The organism is Pseudomonas sp. P179 (genome assembly GCF_000478485.2).
Classification (GTDB): Bacteria; Pseudomonadota; Gammaproteobacteria; order Pseudomonadales; family Pseudomonadaceae; genus Pseudomonas; species Pseudomonas aeruginosa.
Genome location: NZ_KI517354.1, coordinates 1,658,328 through 1,677,728 on the forward strand (window position 1 = coordinate 1,658,328; position 19,401 = coordinate 1,677,728).

A 19,401-nucleotide genomic window follows, 5' to 3' on the forward strand; every position below is an offset into this window, starting at 1 on the left:
CGGCCGCCGGCGCCGGAGCAACCGGAGACACCGCAATGTCCTCTACCCAACACCAACTGATCGAGCAGTGCGCCACCCGCCTGCGCGGCATCGTCGAAGCCCTGGACAACATCCACGACAACACCCCGCGCCGCTGGTCGACGGAACTCGACGACGTTCACTCCTCAGCCGAGAGCCTGCTGGCCCTGATCAAGGACCAGGCGCCGGCTCGATCGGAAGCCAGCTTCGAAGAGTGGCTGGCCAACGAACTCGAGGGCGAGGACGGCCAGCCTGTTCCAGCTGCGGTATGCGACATTGCCCTCGCCCGTCGAGCATTCAACCATTGGCCCAAGCTGGAACAGCCAGCCAAGGTCGGTGGCGTCCGCTTCAGCGCTGGCGTGTCGTCGCGGCTGGTAGTCGAAGCCGCCCAGCGGCTGTACGAGTTCGAGTCCACTCCGGAGCAAGAGGCGGAGCGCATCGAGCGGCTCCAGGCGTTTCGCGAGCAACTCGACCCGCTCAACCTCGCCCCGCATGCGAAAGCGTTCAACGAAGCGCCTGCCGAAGCACTCAAGTCCGAGCAGGCAGAGGCGGAGCTGGAGAAGCAAGAACCTGTGGGCGAAGTGCGTGAAAGCGGCGGCACCCTGACAGCAGTGATCGTTCGCCACAGCTATGCGACGAAACTCCCTGTCGGCACGAAGCTCTACGCCGCCCCTGTAGCCCAGGCTCAGCAACTCCACGACCTGGACAAGCAGTGTCGCGATGACGTAGCGCGTGCGCTCGGCTTGCGCCCGTCCCAGGAGCGCGGTTTCGCATGGTCCTACCTGCTGGCCTCGATCAAGTCATGCGTGAAGGCGTCCGAGGATGCCGCCCAGGCTCAGCACAGCGTGCCGGAGGGGTGGAAGCTCGTACCGATGGACCCGACGTCGCAGATGACCTTTGTCGGCCAGTCCCTGCGTTATGACGCGGTAAACAGCATCGGCGAGATTTACCGGCAGATGCTCGCCGCCGCGCCCGGCAAGGAAGTGCCGCAGGCATGGCTCGACATTCAAGCCGAACGACGCCGGCAGGTCGAGGCCGAGGGCTGGACGCCGGAGCACGACGACCTCTATTGCGCCGCCGAACTTCCGCGCGCCGCAGCGGCATACATCCTCAACGGAGCCAATGACGAAGCGCCCGCTATCTGGCCGTTCGTGGCGAAGTGGTGGAAGCCGAGAGACGCGCGTTCCAACTACGTGCGTGCCGGCGCCTTGATCCTGGCCGAGATAGAGCGCCTGGACCGCGCCGAGCCCGGCAAGGAGGGGATGTGATGATTCTGGACATTCTCAACGAGTTCACGAAGGACGAGATTCTCGCGTGGATCCGCGAGAAAAACCCTCTGCTCCTTAGGCCCAGAAGGAGCGATCTTCTTTTCATCCGCTGGCAGCAGCAGAGCGAAAAGCTGAGCGATGCCTACCAGGCAGAACTGGATCGTTGGGAACGCGAAAAGCCTGACTTCAAGAGGCGTGACGAACTGGCCCGGCAGTTCAACAGCGAAACGCGCGCCGCCGAAAAACTACGGCTTCTCGAAGAAATCAAGCCGTTCGACATCGCCCTACAAGACCACATTGCACGCTGCAGAAAGCTGGACCGGCGCCAGGAGCAAGTTGATCGGCTGTACCAGGAACAGGAATCCCAGCGCCGCAAGGAGGTAGGTCATGAGTGAGGTGAAGCGGTACTACTCGTTCTTCACAAGCCATCCGGGAGATTGGCGCCCCTGCTCCAAGGAGCACCACGACATGGTCAGAGCAAACCCTCAGGACTGGCCAGGCTATGAAGTGCTGGACCTGGCAGTTATTCCAGCGGGCCATGTGGTGGTCAGCGAGGGGCTGTTGCGGCGGATCGTAACTCCGGCACTTACCAGTTCGGATGCGCAGGACCGCATTGGCGCACTTGAAGAGTTGCGCGCCCTGCTGAGCGAGCAGGATGGAGGGAAGCCATGAGCATGGAGTTCATTCGCAGGGCCTACAACGTTCCCTGCAAGCGAGGCGGAAAGGTCATCTACCGAGGTCGCGGCACCGAGGAGCACGGGACGATAACAAGCGCAAAGGGCGCCCACCTCATGATCAAGCTAGACGGCGAAAGCAGGCCAAGGAGGTTCCACCCGACCTGGGCGCTTCAGTACCTTCCGGAGCAGCCATAGCCACCCATCGCCAACCACTGTACGCATATACAGCAATTCGGATAATGGTCTACCCACTACCCGGATTGAATATGCGCACGAAAACCTTCCGCCCGCCGCGCCGGCATGAGATCGCCGGCCTCCGCTACTACCGCACCGCGTCGGCTTACAACTGGCTCGGCGTAGCGATGGCACATCCGACTCGCGCAATCCAGTTGCTGCTCGAACAGTGTGAGCCAGACGTGCTCTCTCCAATGTTCGAGATTGAGATCGACGCGATCCTGCGTCAGGCCGATGAGTACGCAAAGACCGGCCAGGTGCTCGAGCGCGAGCAACTGCGCGAAATGCTCATGCACCTGATCTCGAAGGCCGCGGGCGACTGATCCGGAGCCACCATGAAGAAAGCTCTCTCCCGCATGGCGGCAGTAGCCGTCATTGGCGCCAGCCTGATCGCGCTACACGCAGTGATCGAGCTAGCGCCAGCATTCGCAGCCCTGCAATGGGGCTGCTCGTTCTAACCGCACGGTAGCCGATAGGCTGCCATTCCCCGAAAACCATTTTCCCGACCAGCGCCAGCAGGACGGGGAGGTATTGCCAATGGAAACCGCCAAGAAGATCGAGCACCCGGTCGACCGCGTAATGGAGCCCGTCATGGCTAGCCTGATCGGCTGCTCCCCGAAGTCTCTGGAACACCAGCGCTACCAGGGCCTGATCCCGCGTTGGGTCTGGGCCAAAGAGAACGGCCGAATCTACTACTACATTTCGAGGTACAACGAATGGGCAGAAAGCCGCGCACCCTGCCGACCGGTATTGAAGTCGTCCAAGGGAAGTACGTCCGCATCCGGTTCACCTGGGACACCCGACGCTGCGAGACGCTTGCATATCCCCCGACAGCGAAAGGGATCGCCGAGGCCGATCGTCTCAGAACTCAGGTAGTCCAACTGATCAGGCTGGGAGTGATGACCGAAGAGAAGTACGCGGAGCTCTTCCCGGACTCTTCTTACGTCAAAAGTGCGTCGATTCCTACCTTCGGCGAGTACGCCCAAATCTGGCTCGACAGCAGGGAAATCGTCGAGACAACACGCAGCAACTACAAGGGCACGCTCAACCGCTACTGGATGCCACATCTCGCCGAGGCGAGGATTGATCTTGTGTCGGCCGCCGATGTTCGCCGCATTGTCGCCAATACCGAATGGAGTTCCGCTGGTGTGCGCCGTAACGCTGTCGACAAGCTGTCAAGCATCTTCAAATCGGCGCTGGCGGACGGCTTGATCAATCGAAATCCGTGCGCATCGATTGCTCGCCCGCGTCTCGCGAAAAAGCAGGTAGATCCATACGAGCGCGACGACGCCGAACGGATCATCGGGTACCTATACGAAACCTGTCGTGGGCTGACCGAAATCTACGCTGCATGGTTCGAGTTTGCTTTCTTCACGGGGATGCGGCCGGCAGAACAGGCGGCGCTGAGATGGGTAGATATTGATATGGGCAAGCAAACTGCCCATGTGTGGCGGGGTCGCGTGAAGGGCAAGGTCTTTGAGCGCGTGAAGACCAAGGAGGAGCGGACGGTGCTGTTGAACAGCAGGGCAATGCATGCGCTCAGGGTTGCCGAGCGACTGACGAAGCTGCGTAGCGAGTATGTGTTTGCGCCAGCAGACGGAGATTCCTACATCAAGTCCGACAGCACAACGAGAGACTATCTGCTCAAGGCCCTGGTGAAGCTCAAGATCAGGCGCCGCCGGCAGTACGACACTCGGCACACCTACGCGACCATGTGCCTAATGGCGGGGATGAATCCGGCGTTCATTGCGAATCAGCTCGGCCATAGCGTACAAATGCTACTGTCCACCTATGCGAAGTGGATGAACTCTGATGCCGACAGGGCCGAACTCGACAAGCTTGATCGGCTCGCGATTGGTACAAAAGTGGTACACAAGGCATAGGCAAAACCCCGTAACCCGCGCCTTCCAAGCCCCTCCTTGTGTTTCCGCGACATTTCCTTATAAGATCGCGCCTTCCCCTATTTTCCCGCACGTTGCGGTCCCGCCGCAGGTCCAGTCCCGTTTTCTCTCGCGAAAGCCGGCCAGTGCCTCGGCCAGCAGTAAAAATAAAAGGTAGTCAGCGATGAGCGTACGGCACTTTCTCTCGTTTATGGATTACAGCCCCGAAGAGCTGATCGGTCTGATCCGCCGCGGCAGCGAGCTGAAGGACCTGCGCAACCGAGGCGTGCTCTACGAGCCGCTGAAGAGCCGGGTCCTGGGCATGGTCTTCGAGAAGGCTTCGACCCGTACCCGCCTGTCCTTCGAAGCCGGGATGATCCAGCTCGGCGGCCAGGCGATCTTCCTCTCCCCGCGCGACACCCAGCTCGGCCGCGGCGAGCCGATCGGCGACAGCGCCCGGGTCATGTCGCGGATGCTCGACGGCGTGATGATCCGCACCTTCGCCCACGCCACCCTGACGGAATTCGCCGCGCACTCGAAGGTGCCGGTGATCAACGGCCTGTCCGACGACCTGCACCCCTGCCAGTTGCTCGCCGACATGCAGACCTTCCACGAGCACCGCGGCAGCATCCAGGGCAAGACCGTGGCCTGGATCGGCGACGGCAACAACATGTGCAACAGCTATATAGAAGCGGCGCTGAAGTTCGACTTCCAGCTGCGCGTGGCCTGCCCCGAGGGCTACGAGCCGAAGGCCGAGTTCGTCGCCCTTGCCGGCGACCGCCTGCGCGTCGTCCGCGACCCGCGCGAGGCGGTGGCCGGCGCGCACCTGGTGAGCACCGACGTGTGGGCCTCGATGGGCCAGGAAGACGAAGCCGCCGCGCGCATCGCCCTGTTCCGTCCCTACCAGGTGAACGCCGCGTTGCTCGATGGGGCCGCCGACGATGTACTATTCATGCACTGCCTGCCGGCCCACCGCGGCGAGGAAATCAGCGAAGAGTTGCTGGACGACCCGCGCTCGGTAGCCTGGGACCAGGCAGAGAACCGTCTGCACGCGCAGAAGGCCCTCCTCGAATTGCTGATCGAACACGCCCATTACGCCTGAGCCCATGAGCCACGACCTGCTGCTGAACCTGAAAGATCTCGCCTGCGGCTACGCCTCGCAGAAAGTGGTGCAGGACCTCGACCTGCACCTCAATGCCGGAGACATCGGCTGCCTGCTGGGTCCTTCGGGATGCGGCAAGACCACCACCCTGCGCGCCATCGCCGGCTTCGAACCGGTGCTGGCCGGGCAGATCGAGCTGGGCGGCGAAGTCATCTCGCGTCCCGGCTTCACCCTGGCGCCGGAGAAACGCCGGATCGGCATGGTGTTCCAGGACTACGCGCTGTTCCCCCATCTCAGCGTGGCCGACAATGTCGGCTTCGGCATCCGCAAGCATCCACAACGCGAACGCCTGGTGCGCGAGCTTCTGGAGCTGGTCAAGCTCGACCACCTCGCCGCGCGCCACCCCCACGAACTCTCCGGCGGCCAGCAACAACGGGTGGCCCTGGCCCGCGCGCTGGCGCCCGAACCGCTGTTGCTGCTGCTCGACGAACCCTTCTCCAACCTCGACGTGGAACTGCGCCGCAGCCTCAGCCAGGAGGTTCGCGAGATCCTCAAGGCACGCGGCACCAGCGCGATCCTGGTGACCCACGACCAGGAAGAAGCATTCGCCGTCTGCGACCACATCGGCGTGTTCAAGGAAGGTCACCTGGAACAGTGGGACACCCCCTACAACCTCTACCACGAGCCGCTGACGCCCTTCGTCGCCAGCTTCGTCGGCCAGGGCTACTTCATTCGCGGCCAGTTGCTCAGCCCCGATACGGTGCAGACCGAACTCGGCGTGATCCGCGGCAATCGCGCCTACAGCCTGCCTTCCGGCAGCGCGGTAGACGTCCTGCTGCGCCCGGACGACCTGGTGCACGCGCCGCAGGGCGAGCTGAAGGCGCGGATCGTCGGCAAGACCTTCCTCGGCGCCGCCACCCTGTACCGCCTGCAATTGCCCACCGGTACCCAGCTGGAATCGATCTTCCCCAGCCATGCCGACCACCAGCCGGGCGATGACGTCGGTATCCGCGTCGCCGCCGACCACCTGGTGGTGTTCGCCGCCCGGGGCAGCGTCGCCGCGCACCTCGCTCCCGTCCAGGCCTGATACCTCGGCGCCGTTCGGTCGGCGGCGCCTTTCCCTATCGACCGCATAGGTGGAGCCGGACGTCTCCAGCCCCTACAATCGCCCGACGATTCGAGGAGCCTGAACGATGCTGATGGTGATTTCCCCCGCCAAGACCCTGGACTACGAGACCCCGCCGGTCACCCACCGCTTCACCCAGCCGCAATACCTGGACCACGCCCAGGAACTGATCCAGCAACTGCGCCAGCTCACGCCACTGCAGATCAGCGAACTGATGAAGCTTTCCGACAAGCTCGCCGGCCTGAATGCCGCTCGCTACGCCAGCTGGCATCCGGAGTTCACCCCGGAGAACGCCAAGCAGGCGTTGCTCGCCTTCAAGGGCGATGTCTACACCGGCCTCAACGCGGAAGACTTCGGCGAGGACGATTTCGCCTTCGCCCAGGATCACCTGCGCATGCTCTCCGGTCTCTACGGCGTGCTGCGCCCGCTCGACCTCATGCAGCCCTATCGACTGGAAATGGGCACCCGCCTGGCCAACGCCCGTGGCAAGGATCTCTACGCCTTCTGGGGCGAGCGTATCAGCCAGTGGCTGAACGAAGCGCTGGCCGCCCAGGGCGACGACGTGCTGCTCAACCTGGCCTCCAACGAGTACTTCGGCGCGGTGAAGCGCAAGGCGCTGCAAGCGCGGGTCATCGACACCGAGTTCAAGGACCTGAAGAACGGCCAGTACAAGATCATCAGCTTCTACGCCAAGAAGGCTCGCGGCATGATGGCTCGCTACGTGATCCGCGAGCGCCTGCGCGACCCGGCCGGGCTGAAGGACTTCAATGCCCACGGCTATTACTTCAGCGCCGAGCAATCCGGCCCGGATCAGCTGGTATTCCTCAGGGACGCCCCGCAAGACTGATCTCCCCGGCCCGCCGTCCTGGCGGGCCGCTCCTCTTTCGGCACGCCGACGCCTCCTGGCGCTACCGTTCGTCCCTCCGACACCCCTGCTGCGTCGCCTTTCTCCCCGGAAAAGCCCTTGTGGCGAATAGGCCTACTCAACCGTTCGTCTGCAAGTCATGCGGAACTGCATCACATTTTTTCACGCCCAGCCCACAGACTTTTCCCCAATTCAAGGCGGAAATGCCATCTCCGGCGTAATCCATTGGCCATTACCAGCCTCCCGCCATTACATGCAAATTACGATTGCAAAGTGCATGGGTCGAAGATTAAGGAATCCTTAAGGTTTGCTTAAGGCGGTAAAAGCGGCTTCTGTTTCATTCCGGTGACGCGGAACTTTCAGCCGCCATGCATTCTGCAACTAGTGGCCATTGGCAGGCATTTAACGGAAAGGCCATCAAGTTGGTATCAAGTGATATCAAACGGATATTTCCAAATATTTCGCGAGCGGGACAAACGGCCGGAACTTCCCTCGCAGAGAAAACATCCTATCACCGCGATGCCTATCGATAGTTATGGGCAGAGCAACTTGAAACCGTCTCGAATAATCGGACTCCGCTCCGAGGGACAAACTCAACCTGTTGAAATTAAAGGCCTTTAGAAACTTGAATTCTATGGACCGAACTAAAACGAAGCATCCAAGGTCGGGTTATGCACCGTTATTGAAACCCACCTGAAACATTAAAGGGCATGAACTTATAACTTGCCCTATTAGAGTGCCGAACAACTAAGCACTCTATTCGAAACTGCCTGAAGGCGGATCAAGGGCTCTGGATCGGGGCTCGTAGTAACGGCTCGCCAGATAGGGAAGTGGCCATACGGCCACCTCATTAACGGCGCGACAAACAATCGAGGTGAATGCGATGCGAATCAGCATCTTTGGTTTGGGCTATGTCGGTGCAGTATGTGCTGGCTGCCTGTCGGCACGCGGTCATGAAGTCATTGGTGTGGATGTCTCCAGCACCAAGATCGACCTGATCAACCAGGGCAAGTCGCCCATCGTCGAACCGGGCCTGGAAGCGTTGTTGCAGCAAGGCCGGCAGACCGGACGGCTGTCGGGCACCACCGACTTCAAGAAGGCCGTGCTGGACTCCGACGTATCGTTCATCTGCGTCGGCACGCCGAGCAAGAAGAACGGCGACCTGGACCTGGGCTACATCGAGACCGTCTGCCGCGAGATCGGCTTCGCCATCCGCGAGAAGTCCGAACGCCACACCGTGGTGGTGCGCAGCACCGTACTGCCGGGCACCGTCAACAACGTGGTGATCCCGCTGATCGAGGACTGCTCGGGCAAGAAGGCCGGGGTCGACTTCGGCGTCGGCACCAACCCCGAATTCCTCCGCGAGAGCACCGCGATCAAGGACTACGACTTCCCGCCGATGACCGTGATCGGCGAACTGGACAAGCAGACCGGCGACCTTCTCGAGGAAATCTACCGCGAGCTGGACGCGCCGATCATCCGCAAGACCGTCGAGGTCGCCGAGATGATCAAGTACACCTGCAACGTCTGGCACGCCGCCAAGGTCACCTTCGCCAACGAGATCGGCAACATCGCCAAGGCGGTCGGCGTCGACGGCCGCGAGGTGATGGACGTGATCTGCCAGGACCACAAGCTCAACCTGTCGCGCTACTACATGCGTCCCGGCTTCGCCTTCGGCGGCTCCTGCCTGCCCAAGGATGTACGCGCCCTCACCTATCGCGCCAGCCAGCTGGACGTCGAGCACCCGATGCTCGGTTCGTTGATGCGCAGCAACTCCAACCAGGTGCAGAAGGCCTTCGATCTCATCACCAGCCACGACACCCGCAAGGTCGGCCTGCTCGGCCTGTCGTTCAAGGCCGGCACCGACGATTTGCGCGAAAGCCCGCTGGTGGAGCTGGCCGAGATGCTCATCGGCAAGGGCTACGAGTTGCGCATCTTCGACCGCAACGTCGAATACGCGCGTGTCCACGGGGCCAACAAGGAATACATCGAGTCGAAGATCCCGCACGTCTCCTCACTGCTGGTCTCCGACCTCGACGAAGTGGTGGCGAGTTCCGATGTGCTGGTGCTGGGCAATGGCGACGAGCTGTTCGTCGACCTGGTGAACAAGACCCCGAGCGGCAAGAAGCTGGTCGACCTGGTGGGCTTCATGCCGCACACCACCACTGCCCAGGCCGAGGGCATCTGCTGGTAGCGGGCCGCCCCCCTGGCCCCGTGAGCCGGTAAAGAACCTCTTTATCGCCCTCGGACCGAAGGCCGTCTCCGCGGCGTGCGCCATAACAACAACAAGCGCACGCCGGCGTCGAGGCCAAGGTCCCCAGCCCGATGGAACTGATGATGGAAACTTACAAACGTGGCCTCGCCGAAGCCACCGGCTGGCTGGTGTTCCTCAGCCTGCTGATGGTGCTCGCGCTGGCAGTGCCGAAGACCGTGTTCGACGCCGACTCCAAGGATTTCATCCTGCTTATCGGCGCCGTCGGCATCTGGCGCTACTCCATGGGCGGCGTGCACTTCCTGCGCGGCATGCTGTTCCTCCACGTGGTCTACCCGTACTACCGCCGGCGCGTGCGCCAGTTGGGCAGCGCGGCCGACCCGTCGCACGTGTTCCTGATGGTCACCAGTTTCCGCATCGACGCCCTGACCACTGCCATGGTCTATCGCTCGGTGATCCGCGAAGCCATCGACAGCGGCTACCCGACCACCGTGGTCTGCTCCATCGTCGAGATGTCCGACGAGGTCCTGGTCCGTTCTCTGTGGGAGAAGATGAACCCGCCGGACCGGGTCAGCCTCGACTTCGTGCGGATTCCCGGCACCGGCAAGCGCGACGGCCTGGCCTATGGCTTCCGCGCGATTTCCCGGCACCTGCCGGACGACGACGCGGTGGTCGCGGTGATCGACGGCGACACCGTGCTCGACCACGGCGTGGTGAAGAAGACCGTGCCCTGGTTCAAGCTCTTCCCCAACGTCGGCGGCCTCACCACCAATGAATTCTGCGAAGTGCAGGGCGGCTACGTGATGAGCGAGTGGCACAAGCTGCGCTTCGCCCAGCGCCACATCAACATGTGCTCGATGGCCCTGTCCAAGCGCGTGCTGACCATGACCGGACGGATGTCGGTGTTCCGCGCCCGGGTGGTGACCAACCCCGAGTTCATCACCGACGTCGAGAACGACCACCTGGAGCACTGGCGCCTGGGTCGCTTCAAGTTCCTCACCGGCGACGACAAGTCCAGCTGGTTCAGCCTGATGCGCCTGGGCTACGACACCTTCTACGTGCCCGACGCGGCGATCAACACGGTCGAGCACCCGCCGGAGAAGAGCTTCATCAAGGCCAGTCGCAAGCTGATGTACCGCTGGTACGGCAACAACCTGCGGCAGAACTCGCGCGCGCTCAAGCTCGGCGCGCGGCGCCTGGGCTGGTTCACCATGCTGGTGCTGTTCGACCAGCGCGTCTCGATGTGGACCAGCCTGCTCGGCCTGGTGGTGGCGATCCTCGCCAGCCTCAAGTACAGCATCGCCTTCCTGCTGGTGTACCTGCTCTGGATCGGCCTCACCCGCCTGGTGCTGACCCTGCTCCTCTCGCTCTCCGGGCACCGCATCGGCCCGGCCTATCCGCTGATCCTCTATTACAACCAGATCGTCGGCGCGCTGGTGAAGATCTACGTGTTCTTCCGCCTCGACCGGCAGTCCTGGACCCGCCAGCCGACCAAGCTGGAGCGCGGCCTGGCCAGCTTCCAGCGCTGGTTCAACGCCTGGTCGTCGCGGGCCATGACCTTCTCTGCCGCCAGCATCTTCGTCGCCGTGCTGCTGACCATCGTATGACCACCGAATCGACTACGGACAACGCCAGGGCCGCGGCCCGCGCGCAAATCGACCCAGATTGGACCGAACAGGACCCGACACCATGAATACAGCCGTCAACGTCAACGTCGTGCACGAATCCGAAGCCCAGCGCCAGTTCGCCCGGGTCAAGCTGCCGGCGCGCATCCGCTACATCGGCGCCAACCGCGAAGGCGTCGACGCACGCCTGCTGGATCTCTCCGCCGGCGGCTTCGCCTTCACCGCGAGCGGCGCGCCGATCCAGCCCGGCGACCTGTACAAGGGCAAGCTGCTGTTCCAGGTCGACAGCATCAGCTTTTCCCTCGAAGTGGAGTTCCAGGTGCGCTCGGTGGACCCCGCCAGCCGCCGCGTCGGCTGCGAGTTCCAGAACCTCAAGCCGCGCGAGGTGGCGGCCCTGCGCTACCTGATCACCTCCTACCTGGCCGGCGAGGTGATCGGCGTCGGCGACATGCTCAATACCCTCCAGCGCGAGAACTTCACCAAGGCCCGCAAGCAGGGCGGCGGCAACGGCGGGATGGGCTTCTTCGGCCGGGTCCGGGCGGTGACCCTGAGCACCGCGATCTTCGTCGTCGGGGTCGGCGCCTTCGCCTTCATCCTCAACCAGATGTACAACCTGTACTTCGTCACCCATGCCGATTCCGGCGTGGTCAGCGTCCCCAACCAGCAGATCACCATGCCCCGCGAGGGCACCGTGCAGAGCCTTCTCGGGCCCAACGCGGAAGTCGCCAAAGGCGCGCCGATCGCTACCTTCTCGGCCAACCTGCTGGACATGCTCAAGGGCAACCTGACCGAGGAGCAGCTCAACCCGGGCAACATCGAGAAGCTCTTCGGCCACCAGATGAAAGGGACCCTGACCAGCCCCTGCGACTGCCGCGTGGTCCAGCAACTGGTAGCCGACGGGCAATACGCCAACAAGGGCCAGGTGATCTTCACCCTCGCGCCGCGCGACAGCGTGGCCAGCATCGAGGCGCGCTTCCCCTACCGCAACGCCGCCGAGCTGGCGCCGGGCACCCGGGTGAACTTCCAGGTCGCCGGCGACGGCGTCAACCGCAGCGGCCGCATCGTCAACACCGCGCCGGTGGACGGCGACCTGTCCTCGGAAATCCGCGTGCAGATCCAGCCCGACCAGCCGCTCGACGCCCAGTACGCCGGCCGCCCGGCCGAGGTCAGCATCGGCGGCCTGCCCGGCCGCACCCTGCTGAACAAGGCCGTGACCCTGGCCACCGCTCGCTGACCGGTACCCGACCATGAAGATGCCCATCCTCCCTCCCCTGCCCCTGGCGTCCCGGCACCTGCTGCTGGCCTCGGCCATCGCCCTGGCCGCCGGCTGCGCCGGACTGCCCGACCAGCGCCTGGCCCAGGAGGCCCTGGAGCGCGGCGACCTCGCCACCGCCCAGAGCAACTACCAGGCCCTGGCCGCGATGGGTTACGCCGACGCCCAGGTCGGCCTCGCCGACATGCAGGTCGCCAGCGGCGACAGCGCCCAGCAGGCCAAGGCCGAAAAGCTCTACCGCGAGGCCGCGCAGACCTCGCCGCGGGCCCGCGCGCGCCTTGGCAAGTGGCTGGCGGCCAAGCCCGGCGCCAGCGACGCCGAGCACCGCGAGGCCGAGCGCCTGCTCAGCCAGGCCTTCGAACAGGGCGAGGACAGTGCCCTGGTGCCGCTCATCGTGCTCTACCTGCAGTACCCGCAGTCCTGGCCGGAAATCGACCCGCAGCAGCGCATCGACCAGTGGCGCGCGCGCGGACTGCCGCAGGCCGACCTGGCGCAGATCATCCTCTACCGCACCCAGGGCACCTACGCCCAGCACCTGGGCGAGATCGAGCAGGTCTGCCAGCGCTGGCTGCGGCGCATGGATGTGTGCTGGTACGAACTGGCCACGGTCTACCAGATGCAGGGCAACGCGGAAAAGCAGAAGGTCCTGCTCGAACAGCTGCGCGCCGCCTACAAGGCCGGCCGGGTGCCCGGCGAGCGGGTCGACTCGGTGGCCGGGGTGCTCGCCGACGGCGAACTCGGCCAGCCCGACCCGCAGACCGCCCAGGCGCTGCTGGAAGAGATCGCGCCGAGCTACCCCGCGGCCTGGGTCAGCCTGGCCAAGCTGCTCTACGACTATCCCGACCAGGGCGACCTGGAAAAGATGCTCGGCTACCTGAAGAACGCCCAGGACGCCGCCCAGCCACGCGCCGAACTGCTCCTCGGGCGCCTCTACTACGACGGCAAGTGGGCGCCGCAGGACCCGCGCAAGGCCGAGCGGCACCTGCTCAAGGCCGCCGCCAGCGAACCCCAGGCCAACTACTACCTGGGGCAGATCTACCGCCGCGGCTTCCTCGGCAAGGTCTATCCGCAGAAGGCCGTCGACCACCTGATCCTCGCCGCCCGCGCCGGCCAGGCCAGCGCCGACATGGCCCTGGCCCAGCTCTGGTCGCAGGGCCGCGGCATCCAGCCGAACCGGGTCAACGCCTACGTCTTCGGCCAGCTCGCCGTGCAGCAGCAGGTACCGCAGGCCAGCGACCTGCTCGGGCAGATCGAAGCGCAACTGCCGCCGGCCGAACGCAGCCAGGCGCAGCAATTGCTCAAGCGCGAACAACAGAGCCGCGGCAACAACTGGCAGGCCACCGTCAGCCTGCTGCAGAGCCAGGACTCGCCGATCAACGAAGAAGAGCCAGAAAGCCTATGAACAGCTCCCGTTCCGTCAACCCGCGGCCGTCCTTCGCGCCGCGCGCCCTGTCCCTGGCCATCGCCCTGCTGCTCGGCGCGCCGGCGTTCGCCGCCGGCAGCGGCGAGGCACCGAAGAACTTCGGCCTGGACGTGAAGATCACCGGCGAATCGGAAAACGATCGCGACCTCGGCACCGCTCCCGGCGGCACCCTCAACGACATCGGTATCGACCTGCGGCCCTGGGCCTTCGGCCAGTGGGGCGACTGGAGCGCCTACTTCATGGGCCAGGCGGTGGCCGCCACCGACACCATCGAGACCGACACCCTGCAATCGGACACCGACGACGGCAACAACAGCCGCAACGACGGTCGCGAGCCGGACAAGAGCTACCTCGCCGCACGCGAATTCTGGGTCGACTACGCCGGCCTCACCGCCTACCCCGGCGAGCACCTGCGCTTCGGCCGCCAGCGCCTGCGGGAAGACAGCGGCCAGTGGCAGGACACCAACATCGAGGCGCTGAACTGGAGCTTCGAGACCACCCTGCTCAACGCCCATGCCGGGGTCGCCCAGCGTTTCAGCGAATACCGCACCGACCTCGACGAACTGGCCCCGGAGGACAAGGACCGCACCCATGTGTTCGGCGACATCTCCACCCAGTGGGCGCCGCACCACCGCATCGGCGTGCGCATCCACCACGCCGACGACAGCGGCCACCTGCGCCGCCCCGGCGAGGAAGTCGACAACCTCGACAAGACCTATACCGGCCAGCTCACCTGGCTCGGCATCGAGGCTACCGGCGATGCCTACAACTATCGTTCGAGCATGCCGCTGAACTACTGGGCCAGCGCCACCTGGCTGACCGGCGACCGCGACAACCTGACCACCACCACGGTCGACGACCGGCGCATCGCCACCGGCAAGCAGAGCGGCGACGTCAATGCCTTCGGCGTCGACCTCGGCCTGCGCTGGAACATCGACGAGCAATGGAAGGCCGGCGTCGGCTACGCCCGCGGCAGCGGCGGTGGCAAGGACGGCGAGGAGCAGTTCCAGCAGACCGGGCTGGAGAGCAATCGCTCCAACTTCACCGGCACCCGCTCGCGCGTGCACCGCTTCGGCGAAGCCTTCCGCGGCGAACTGAGCAACCTCCAGGCAGCCACCCTGTTCGGCTCCTGGCAACTGCGCGAGGACTACGACGCGAGCCTGGTCTACCACAAGTTCTGGCGCGTCGACGACGACTCCGACATCGGCACCAGCGGCATCAACGCCGCCCTGCAACCGGGCGAGAAGGACATCGGCCAGGAACTCGACCTGGTGGTGACCAAGTACTTCAAGCAAGGCCTGCTGCCGGCCTCGATGAGCCAGTACGTCGACGAGCCCTCGGCGCTGATCCGCTTCCGCGGCGGCCTGTTCAAGCCGGGCGACGCCTACGGGCCGGGCACCGACTCGACCATGCACCGCGCCTTCGTCGACTTCATCTGGCGCTTCTGAGCCCCGCGAGGAAACCGGACATGCCCGACATTTCCCTTTCGATCCCCCGCCGCCGGCTCCCGCGCCTGCGCCCGCTGGCCGCGGCAGTGCTCGGCGCGGTGCTGCTGCACGGCCAGGCGTGGGCGGCGCAGCCGGTGGAGAAACCGCAGCCGGTCCCGGCGCAGGCCGGCAACGAGCCGGGCCTGACCCAGGGCCTGAAGGAAACCGGCAACTACACGGTGACCACCGCGCCGGCCGAACCGTTGCACCTGGACCCGCCGAAACTGCCCGACCTCTCCGGCTACACCGCCGCCGCGGTGGAAGCCAAGATCGTGCGCAAGCCGGGTGGCCGCGCCAGCGTGCAGCGGATGGTCCAGCAGCAGCCGCTGAAGGAGTTCACCGGTGGCAGCAACCGCCTCGCCGAATGGGTCAAGCGCCAGCGCCAGATGCCCCAGGCGATCTTCATCGAAGGCGGCTACGTGAACCTCGCCCAGCTCGCCGGCAAGCTTCCCGCCAGCGCGCTGGAACAGGTCGAGCCGGGGGTGTTCGTCGCCCGCCTGCCGATCGTGGTCAGCCAGGGCGCGACCCTCGACATCGACAAGCAGGTCAAGGAACTGCGCCTGTCCCAGGAGCGCGGCGCGTTCCTGGTCAACGACGGCATGCTGTTCGTCCGCGACAGCAAGGTCACCGGCTGGAGCGAATCGAAGAAGGAGCCGGCCTGGTTCAAGACGCCCAACGAGTTCCGTCCGTTCCTGATCTCCTGGGGCGGCGCCGAGGTGTACCTGAGCAACAGCACCTTCACCAGCTTCGGCTATAACGCCTCCAAGGCCTACGGCATCTCCATCTCGCAGTACAGCCCGGGCATGGACAAGCAGATGAAGCGCCCGCGCCCCAAGGGCTGGGTGATCGACTCGACCATCGTCGACAGCTGGTACGGCTTCTATTGCTACGAGGCCGACGACCTGGTGGTGAAGGGCAACACCTACCGCGACAACATCGTCTACGGCATCGACCCGCACGACCGTTCGCACCGCCTGATCATCGCCGACAACACCGTCCACGGGACCAGGAAGAAGCACGGCATCATCGTCTCGCGGGAAGTCAACGACAGCTTCATCTTCAACAACCGCAGCTACGAGAACAAGCTTTCCGGGATCGTCCTCGACCGTAACAGCGAGGGCAACCTGGTGGCCTACAACGAGGTCTACCGCAACCATTCCGACGGCATCACCCTCTACGAGAGCGGCGACAACCTGCTCTGGGGCAACCAGGTCCTGGCCAACCGCCGCCACGGCATCCGCGTGCGCAACAGCGTGAACATCCGCCTCTACGAGAACCTCGCGGCGGGCAACCAGTTGATCGGCGTGTACGGCCACATCAAGGACCTCACCAACACCGACCGCAACATCGCCCTCGACCCGTTCGACACCAAGGTCTCGCTGATCGTGGTCGGCGGCAAGCTCGCCGGCAACGGCTCCGGCCCGCTCTCGGTGGATTCGCCGCTGAGCCTCGAACTGTACCGGGTGGCGATGCTCGCCCCGACCAAATCCTCCGGCATCAGCCTGCCCGGCGTTCTCGGCGAGAAGCAGGACCAGATCCTCGACCTGCTGGTGCGCCAGGACAAGGCGGTGCTGATCGACCCCGTGGAAAGCCAGGCCGAACTCCAGGACTGAGGACCCAGACGCATGAAAACCCGCACTTCCCGACTGTTTCGCCTGAGCGCCCTGGCCGCCGGCCTCTGCCTGGCCCAGGCAGCCCTCGCCGCCGACCCCGGCGCGGCGCCGAGCTACCAGGCGCTGCCGGCCGGCAACCTGTGCCCGGCCGCCGCCGACGACTCGCGCTACAACACCAAGTACCTGGGCTTCTTCACCCACCTGGTGCAGGCCCAGGACGACTGGCTGTTCCGCACCACCTACGACCTGCGTACCGACTTCGGCACCAGCGCCGAAGGCTGGCGCGAACTCCGCGCACTGCGCGACGAACTCAAGCGCAAGGGCATCGAGCTGGTGGTGGTCTACCAGCCGACCCGCGGCCTGGTGAACCGCGAGAAGCTCAGCCCGGCGGAAAAGGCCGGCTTCGACTACGAGCTGGCGAAGAAGAACTACCTGGCGACCATCGCCCGCTTCCGCCAGGCCGGCATCTGGACCCCGGACTTCTCGCCGCTGTTCGACGAGAAGGAGGAGCATGCCTACTACTTCAAGGGCGACCACCACTGGACTCCCCATGGCGCCCGGCGCAGCGCGAAGATCGTGGCCGAGACGCTGAAACAGGTGCCCGGCTTCGAGGATATCCCGAAGAAGCAGTTCGAAAGCAAGCGCGTCGGCCTGCTGTCCAAGCTCGGCACCTTCCACAAGGCCGCCGCGCAACTCTGCGGCAACAGCTACGCCACCCAGTACGTCGACCGCTTCGAGACCGAGCCGGTGGGCGCCAGCGACAGCGGCGACCTGTTCGGCGACGGCGGCAACCCGCAGATCGCCCTGGTCGGCACCTCCAACAGCGGCCCGGCCTACAACTTCGCCGGCTTCCTGGAGGAGTTCAGCGGCGCCGACATCCTCAACAACGCGGTGTCCGGCGGCGGCTTCGACAGTTCGCTGCTGGCGTACATGACCAGCGAGGAATTCCACAAGAACCCGCCGAAGATCCTCATCTGGGAATTCGCCACCCACTACGACATGGCGCAGAAGAGTTTCTACCGCCAGGCCATGCCGCTGGTGGACAACGGCTGCTCCGGCCGGAAGACCGTGCTCAGCCGCAAGGTCAAGCTGCGCCAGGGCCGCAACGAGGTGCTGCTGAACAGCGCCGCGCTACCGATCCGCAGCGGCAGCTACGTCGCCGACGTGACCTACAGCGACCCTTCGGTACACGAGTTGAAGAACACCATCTGGTACATGAACGGCCGCCGCGAGCAGTTGAAGATCGAGCAGTCGAAAGCCGTCGATACCGGCGGCCGCTACGTCTTCCAGCTGCGCAACGACAGCGACTGGGCCGACCAGCAGTTCCTTTCCCTGGAAATCGAAGCGCCGGAGGACATGCCCCAGGGCCTGGAGGTCCAGGCCAGCATCTGCCAGGCGGCGCCCGCCAAGGCCAGCCAGTCGGTGGCCGGGAGGTAAACGATGAAAACGTCCCACCTGATCCGTATCGCCCTGCCCGGTGCCCTCGCCGCGGCATTGCTCGCCAGCCAGGTCAGCCAGGCCGCCGACCTGGTACCCCCGCCCGGCTACTACGCGGCGGTCGGCGAGCGCAAGGGCAGCGCCGGCAGTTGCCCCGCGGTGCCGCCGCCGTATACCGGCAGCCTGGTCTTCACCAGCAAGTACGAAGGCTCCGATTCGGCGCGGGCGACCCTCAACGTCAAGGCGGAGAAGACCTTCCGCTCGCAGATCAAGGACATCACCGACATGGAGCGCGGCGCCACCAAGCTGGTCACCCAGTACATGCGCAGCGGCCGCGACGGCGACCTGGCCTGCGCACTGAACTGGATGAGCGCCTGGGCCCGCGCCGGCGCCCTGCAGAGCGACGACTTCAACCACACCGGCAAGTCCATGCGCAAATGGGCGCTGGGCAGCCTCTCCGGCGCCTACATGCGCCTGAAGTTCTCCAGCTCGCGGCCGCTCGCGGCCCACGCCGAGCAGAGCCGGGAAATCGAGGACTGGTTCGCCCGGCTCGGCACCCAGGTAGTCCGCGACTGGAGCGGCCTGCCGCTGAAGAAGATCAACAACCATTCCTACTGGGCGGCCTGGTCGGTGATGTCCACCGCGGTGGTGACCAACCGCCGCGACCTCTTCGACTGGGCGGTGAGCGAGTTCAAGGTCGCCGCCAACCAGGTCGACGAGCAGGGCTTCCTGCCCAACGAACTCAAGCGCCGCCAGCGCGCCCTCGCCTACCACAACTATGCGCTGCCACCGCTGGCGATGATCGCCGCGTTCGCCCAGGTCAACGGCGTCGACCTGCGCCAGGAGAACCACGGCGCCCTGCAGCGCCTGGCCGAGCGGGTGATGAAGGGAGTCGACGACGAGGAAACCTTCGAGGAGAAGACCGGCGAGGACCAGGACATGACCGACCTCAAGGTCGACAACAAGTACGCCTGGCTGGAGCCCTACTGCGCCCTCTACCGCTGCGAGCCGAAGATGCTCGAGGCGAAGAAGGACCGCGAGCCGTTCAACAGTTTCCGCCTCGGCGGCGAAGTGACGCGGGTGTTCAGCCGCGAAGGGGGAAGTTGAGGGCGTGGCGGGAAGCGGGCGCACAGGCCGGGGGCCACGCGCCCCTCTGCCCCG

18 protein-coding genes are annotated in these 19,401 nt (G+C 64.8%); all 18 read left to right on the top strand.

Annotation, left to right across the window (positions count from 1 at the left end):
• Positions 1-35: 35 nt before the first annotated feature.
• Positions 36-1,286 carry a hypothetical protein gene (locus HMPREF1224_RS45905; RefSeq protein ID WP_010793330.1) on the top strand — a complete coding sequence of 417 codons (1,251 nt, stop codon included), beginning with the start codon at positions 36-38 and terminating at the stop codon, positions 1,284-1,286.
• Positions 1,286-1,681: a hypothetical protein gene (locus HMPREF1224_RS20305; protein ID WP_010793331.1), complete on the top strand. Its 396-nt coding sequence runs from the start codon at positions 1,286-1,288 to the stop codon at positions 1,679-1,681. Before HMPREF1224_RS45905 ends, HMPREF1224_RS20305 begins: the two co-directional genes overlap by 1 nt.
• On the top strand, positions 1,674-1,958 hold the full coding sequence (locus HMPREF1224_RS0112110; RefSeq protein WP_010793332.1) for a hypothetical protein: 285 nt from the start codon (positions 1,674-1,676) through the stop codon (positions 1,956-1,958). The genes HMPREF1224_RS20305 and HMPREF1224_RS0112110 overlap by 8 nt, the downstream gene beginning before the upstream one ends.
• Positions 1,955-2,158 (top strand): hypothetical protein, encoded by a 204-nt coding sequence (locus HMPREF1224_RS45625; protein WP_010793333.1) that lies wholly within the window; start codon positions 1,955-1,957, stop codon positions 2,156-2,158. Before HMPREF1224_RS0112110 ends, HMPREF1224_RS45625 begins: the two co-directional genes overlap by 4 nt.
• Before the next feature lie 71 nt (positions 2,159-2,229).
• Positions 2,230-2,520, top strand: a complete 291-nt coding sequence (locus tag HMPREF1224_RS20315) for a hypothetical protein (RefSeq protein ID WP_010793334.1) — start codon at positions 2,230-2,232, stop codon at positions 2,518-2,520.
• A 12-nt stretch (positions 2,521-2,532) separates the two neighbouring features.
• A complete protein-coding gene (locus tag HMPREF1224_RS45910; RefSeq protein WP_010793335.1) occupies positions 2,533-2,655 on the top strand; it encodes a hypothetical protein in 123 nt (40 codons plus the stop codon).
• 258 nt (positions 2,656-2,913) lie between these two features.
• Positions 2,914-4,080, top strand: coding sequence for a site-specific integrase (locus HMPREF1224_RS20320; RefSeq protein WP_010793336.1), 1,167 nt, complete (start codon positions 2,914-2,916; stop codon positions 4,078-4,080).
• Positions 4,081-4,261: 181 nt separating this feature from the next.
• Positions 4,262-5,179: an ornithine carbamoyltransferase gene (gene argF, locus HMPREF1224_RS20325; RefSeq protein WP_003092090.1), complete on the top strand. Its 918-nt coding sequence runs from the start codon at positions 4,262-4,264 to the stop codon at positions 5,177-5,179.
• 4 nt (positions 5,180-5,183) lie between these two features.
• Positions 5,184-6,266: an ABC transporter ATP-binding protein gene (locus HMPREF1224_RS20330; protein WP_003092092.1), complete on the top strand. Its 1,083-nt coding sequence runs from the start codon at positions 5,184-5,186 to the stop codon at positions 6,264-6,266.
• 106 nt (positions 6,267-6,372) lie between these two features.
• Entirely contained in the window at positions 6,373-7,152 is a 780-nt protein-coding gene (gene yaaA / locus HMPREF1224_RS20335; protein ID WP_003092094.1) for a peroxide stress protein YaaA, read from the top strand.
• A 901-nt stretch (positions 7,153-8,053) separates the two neighbouring features.
• Positions 8,054-9,364, top strand: a complete 1,311-nt coding sequence (gene algD, locus HMPREF1224_RS20340) for a GDP-mannose 6-dehydrogenase (RefSeq protein WP_003110461.1) — start codon at positions 8,054-8,056, stop codon at positions 9,362-9,364.
• A 140-nt stretch (positions 9,365-9,504) separates the two neighbouring features.
• A complete protein-coding gene (alg8, locus tag HMPREF1224_RS20345) occupies positions 9,505-10,989 on the top strand; it encodes a mannuronan synthase (protein ID WP_003119545.1) in 1,485 nt (494 codons plus the stop codon).
• An 82-nt stretch (positions 10,990-11,071) separates the two neighbouring features.
• Positions 11,072-12,241, top strand: a complete 1,170-nt coding sequence (gene alg44, locus HMPREF1224_RS20350; RefSeq protein ID WP_003092101.1) for an alginate biosynthesis protein Alg44 — start codon at positions 11,072-11,074, stop codon at positions 12,239-12,241.
• Between the two features lie 13 nt (positions 12,242-12,254).
• Positions 12,255-13,682, top strand: a complete 1,428-nt coding sequence (gene algK, locus HMPREF1224_RS20355) for an alginate biosynthesis TPR repeat lipoprotein AlgK (RefSeq protein ID WP_003112887.1) — start codon at positions 12,255-12,257, stop codon at positions 13,680-13,682.
• Positions 13,679-15,151: an outer membrane porin AlgE gene (gene algE, locus HMPREF1224_RS20360; protein ID WP_003110464.1), complete on the top strand. Its 1,473-nt coding sequence runs from the start codon at positions 13,679-13,681 to the stop codon at positions 15,149-15,151. The genes algK and algE overlap by 4 nt, the downstream gene beginning before the upstream one ends.
• 20 nt (positions 15,152-15,171) lie before the next feature.
• Entirely contained in the window at positions 15,172-16,803 is a 1,632-nt protein-coding gene (gene algG / locus HMPREF1224_RS20365; protein WP_003110465.1) for a mannuronan 5-epimerase AlgG, read from the top strand.
• A gap of 12 nt (positions 16,804-16,815) precedes the next feature.
• Positions 16,816-18,240: an alginate biosynthesis protein AlgX gene (algX, locus tag HMPREF1224_RS20370; protein ID WP_003162733.1), complete on the top strand. Its 1,425-nt coding sequence runs from the start codon at positions 16,816-16,818 to the stop codon at positions 18,238-18,240.
• 3 nt (positions 18,241-18,243) lie between these two features.
• Complete coding sequence (gene algL, locus HMPREF1224_RS20375; protein ID WP_003092108.1) at positions 18,244-19,347, top strand: alginate biosynthesis protein AlgL; 1,104 nt, start codon at positions 18,244-18,246, stop codon at positions 19,345-19,347.
• Positions 19,348-19,401 lie beyond the last annotated feature (54 nt).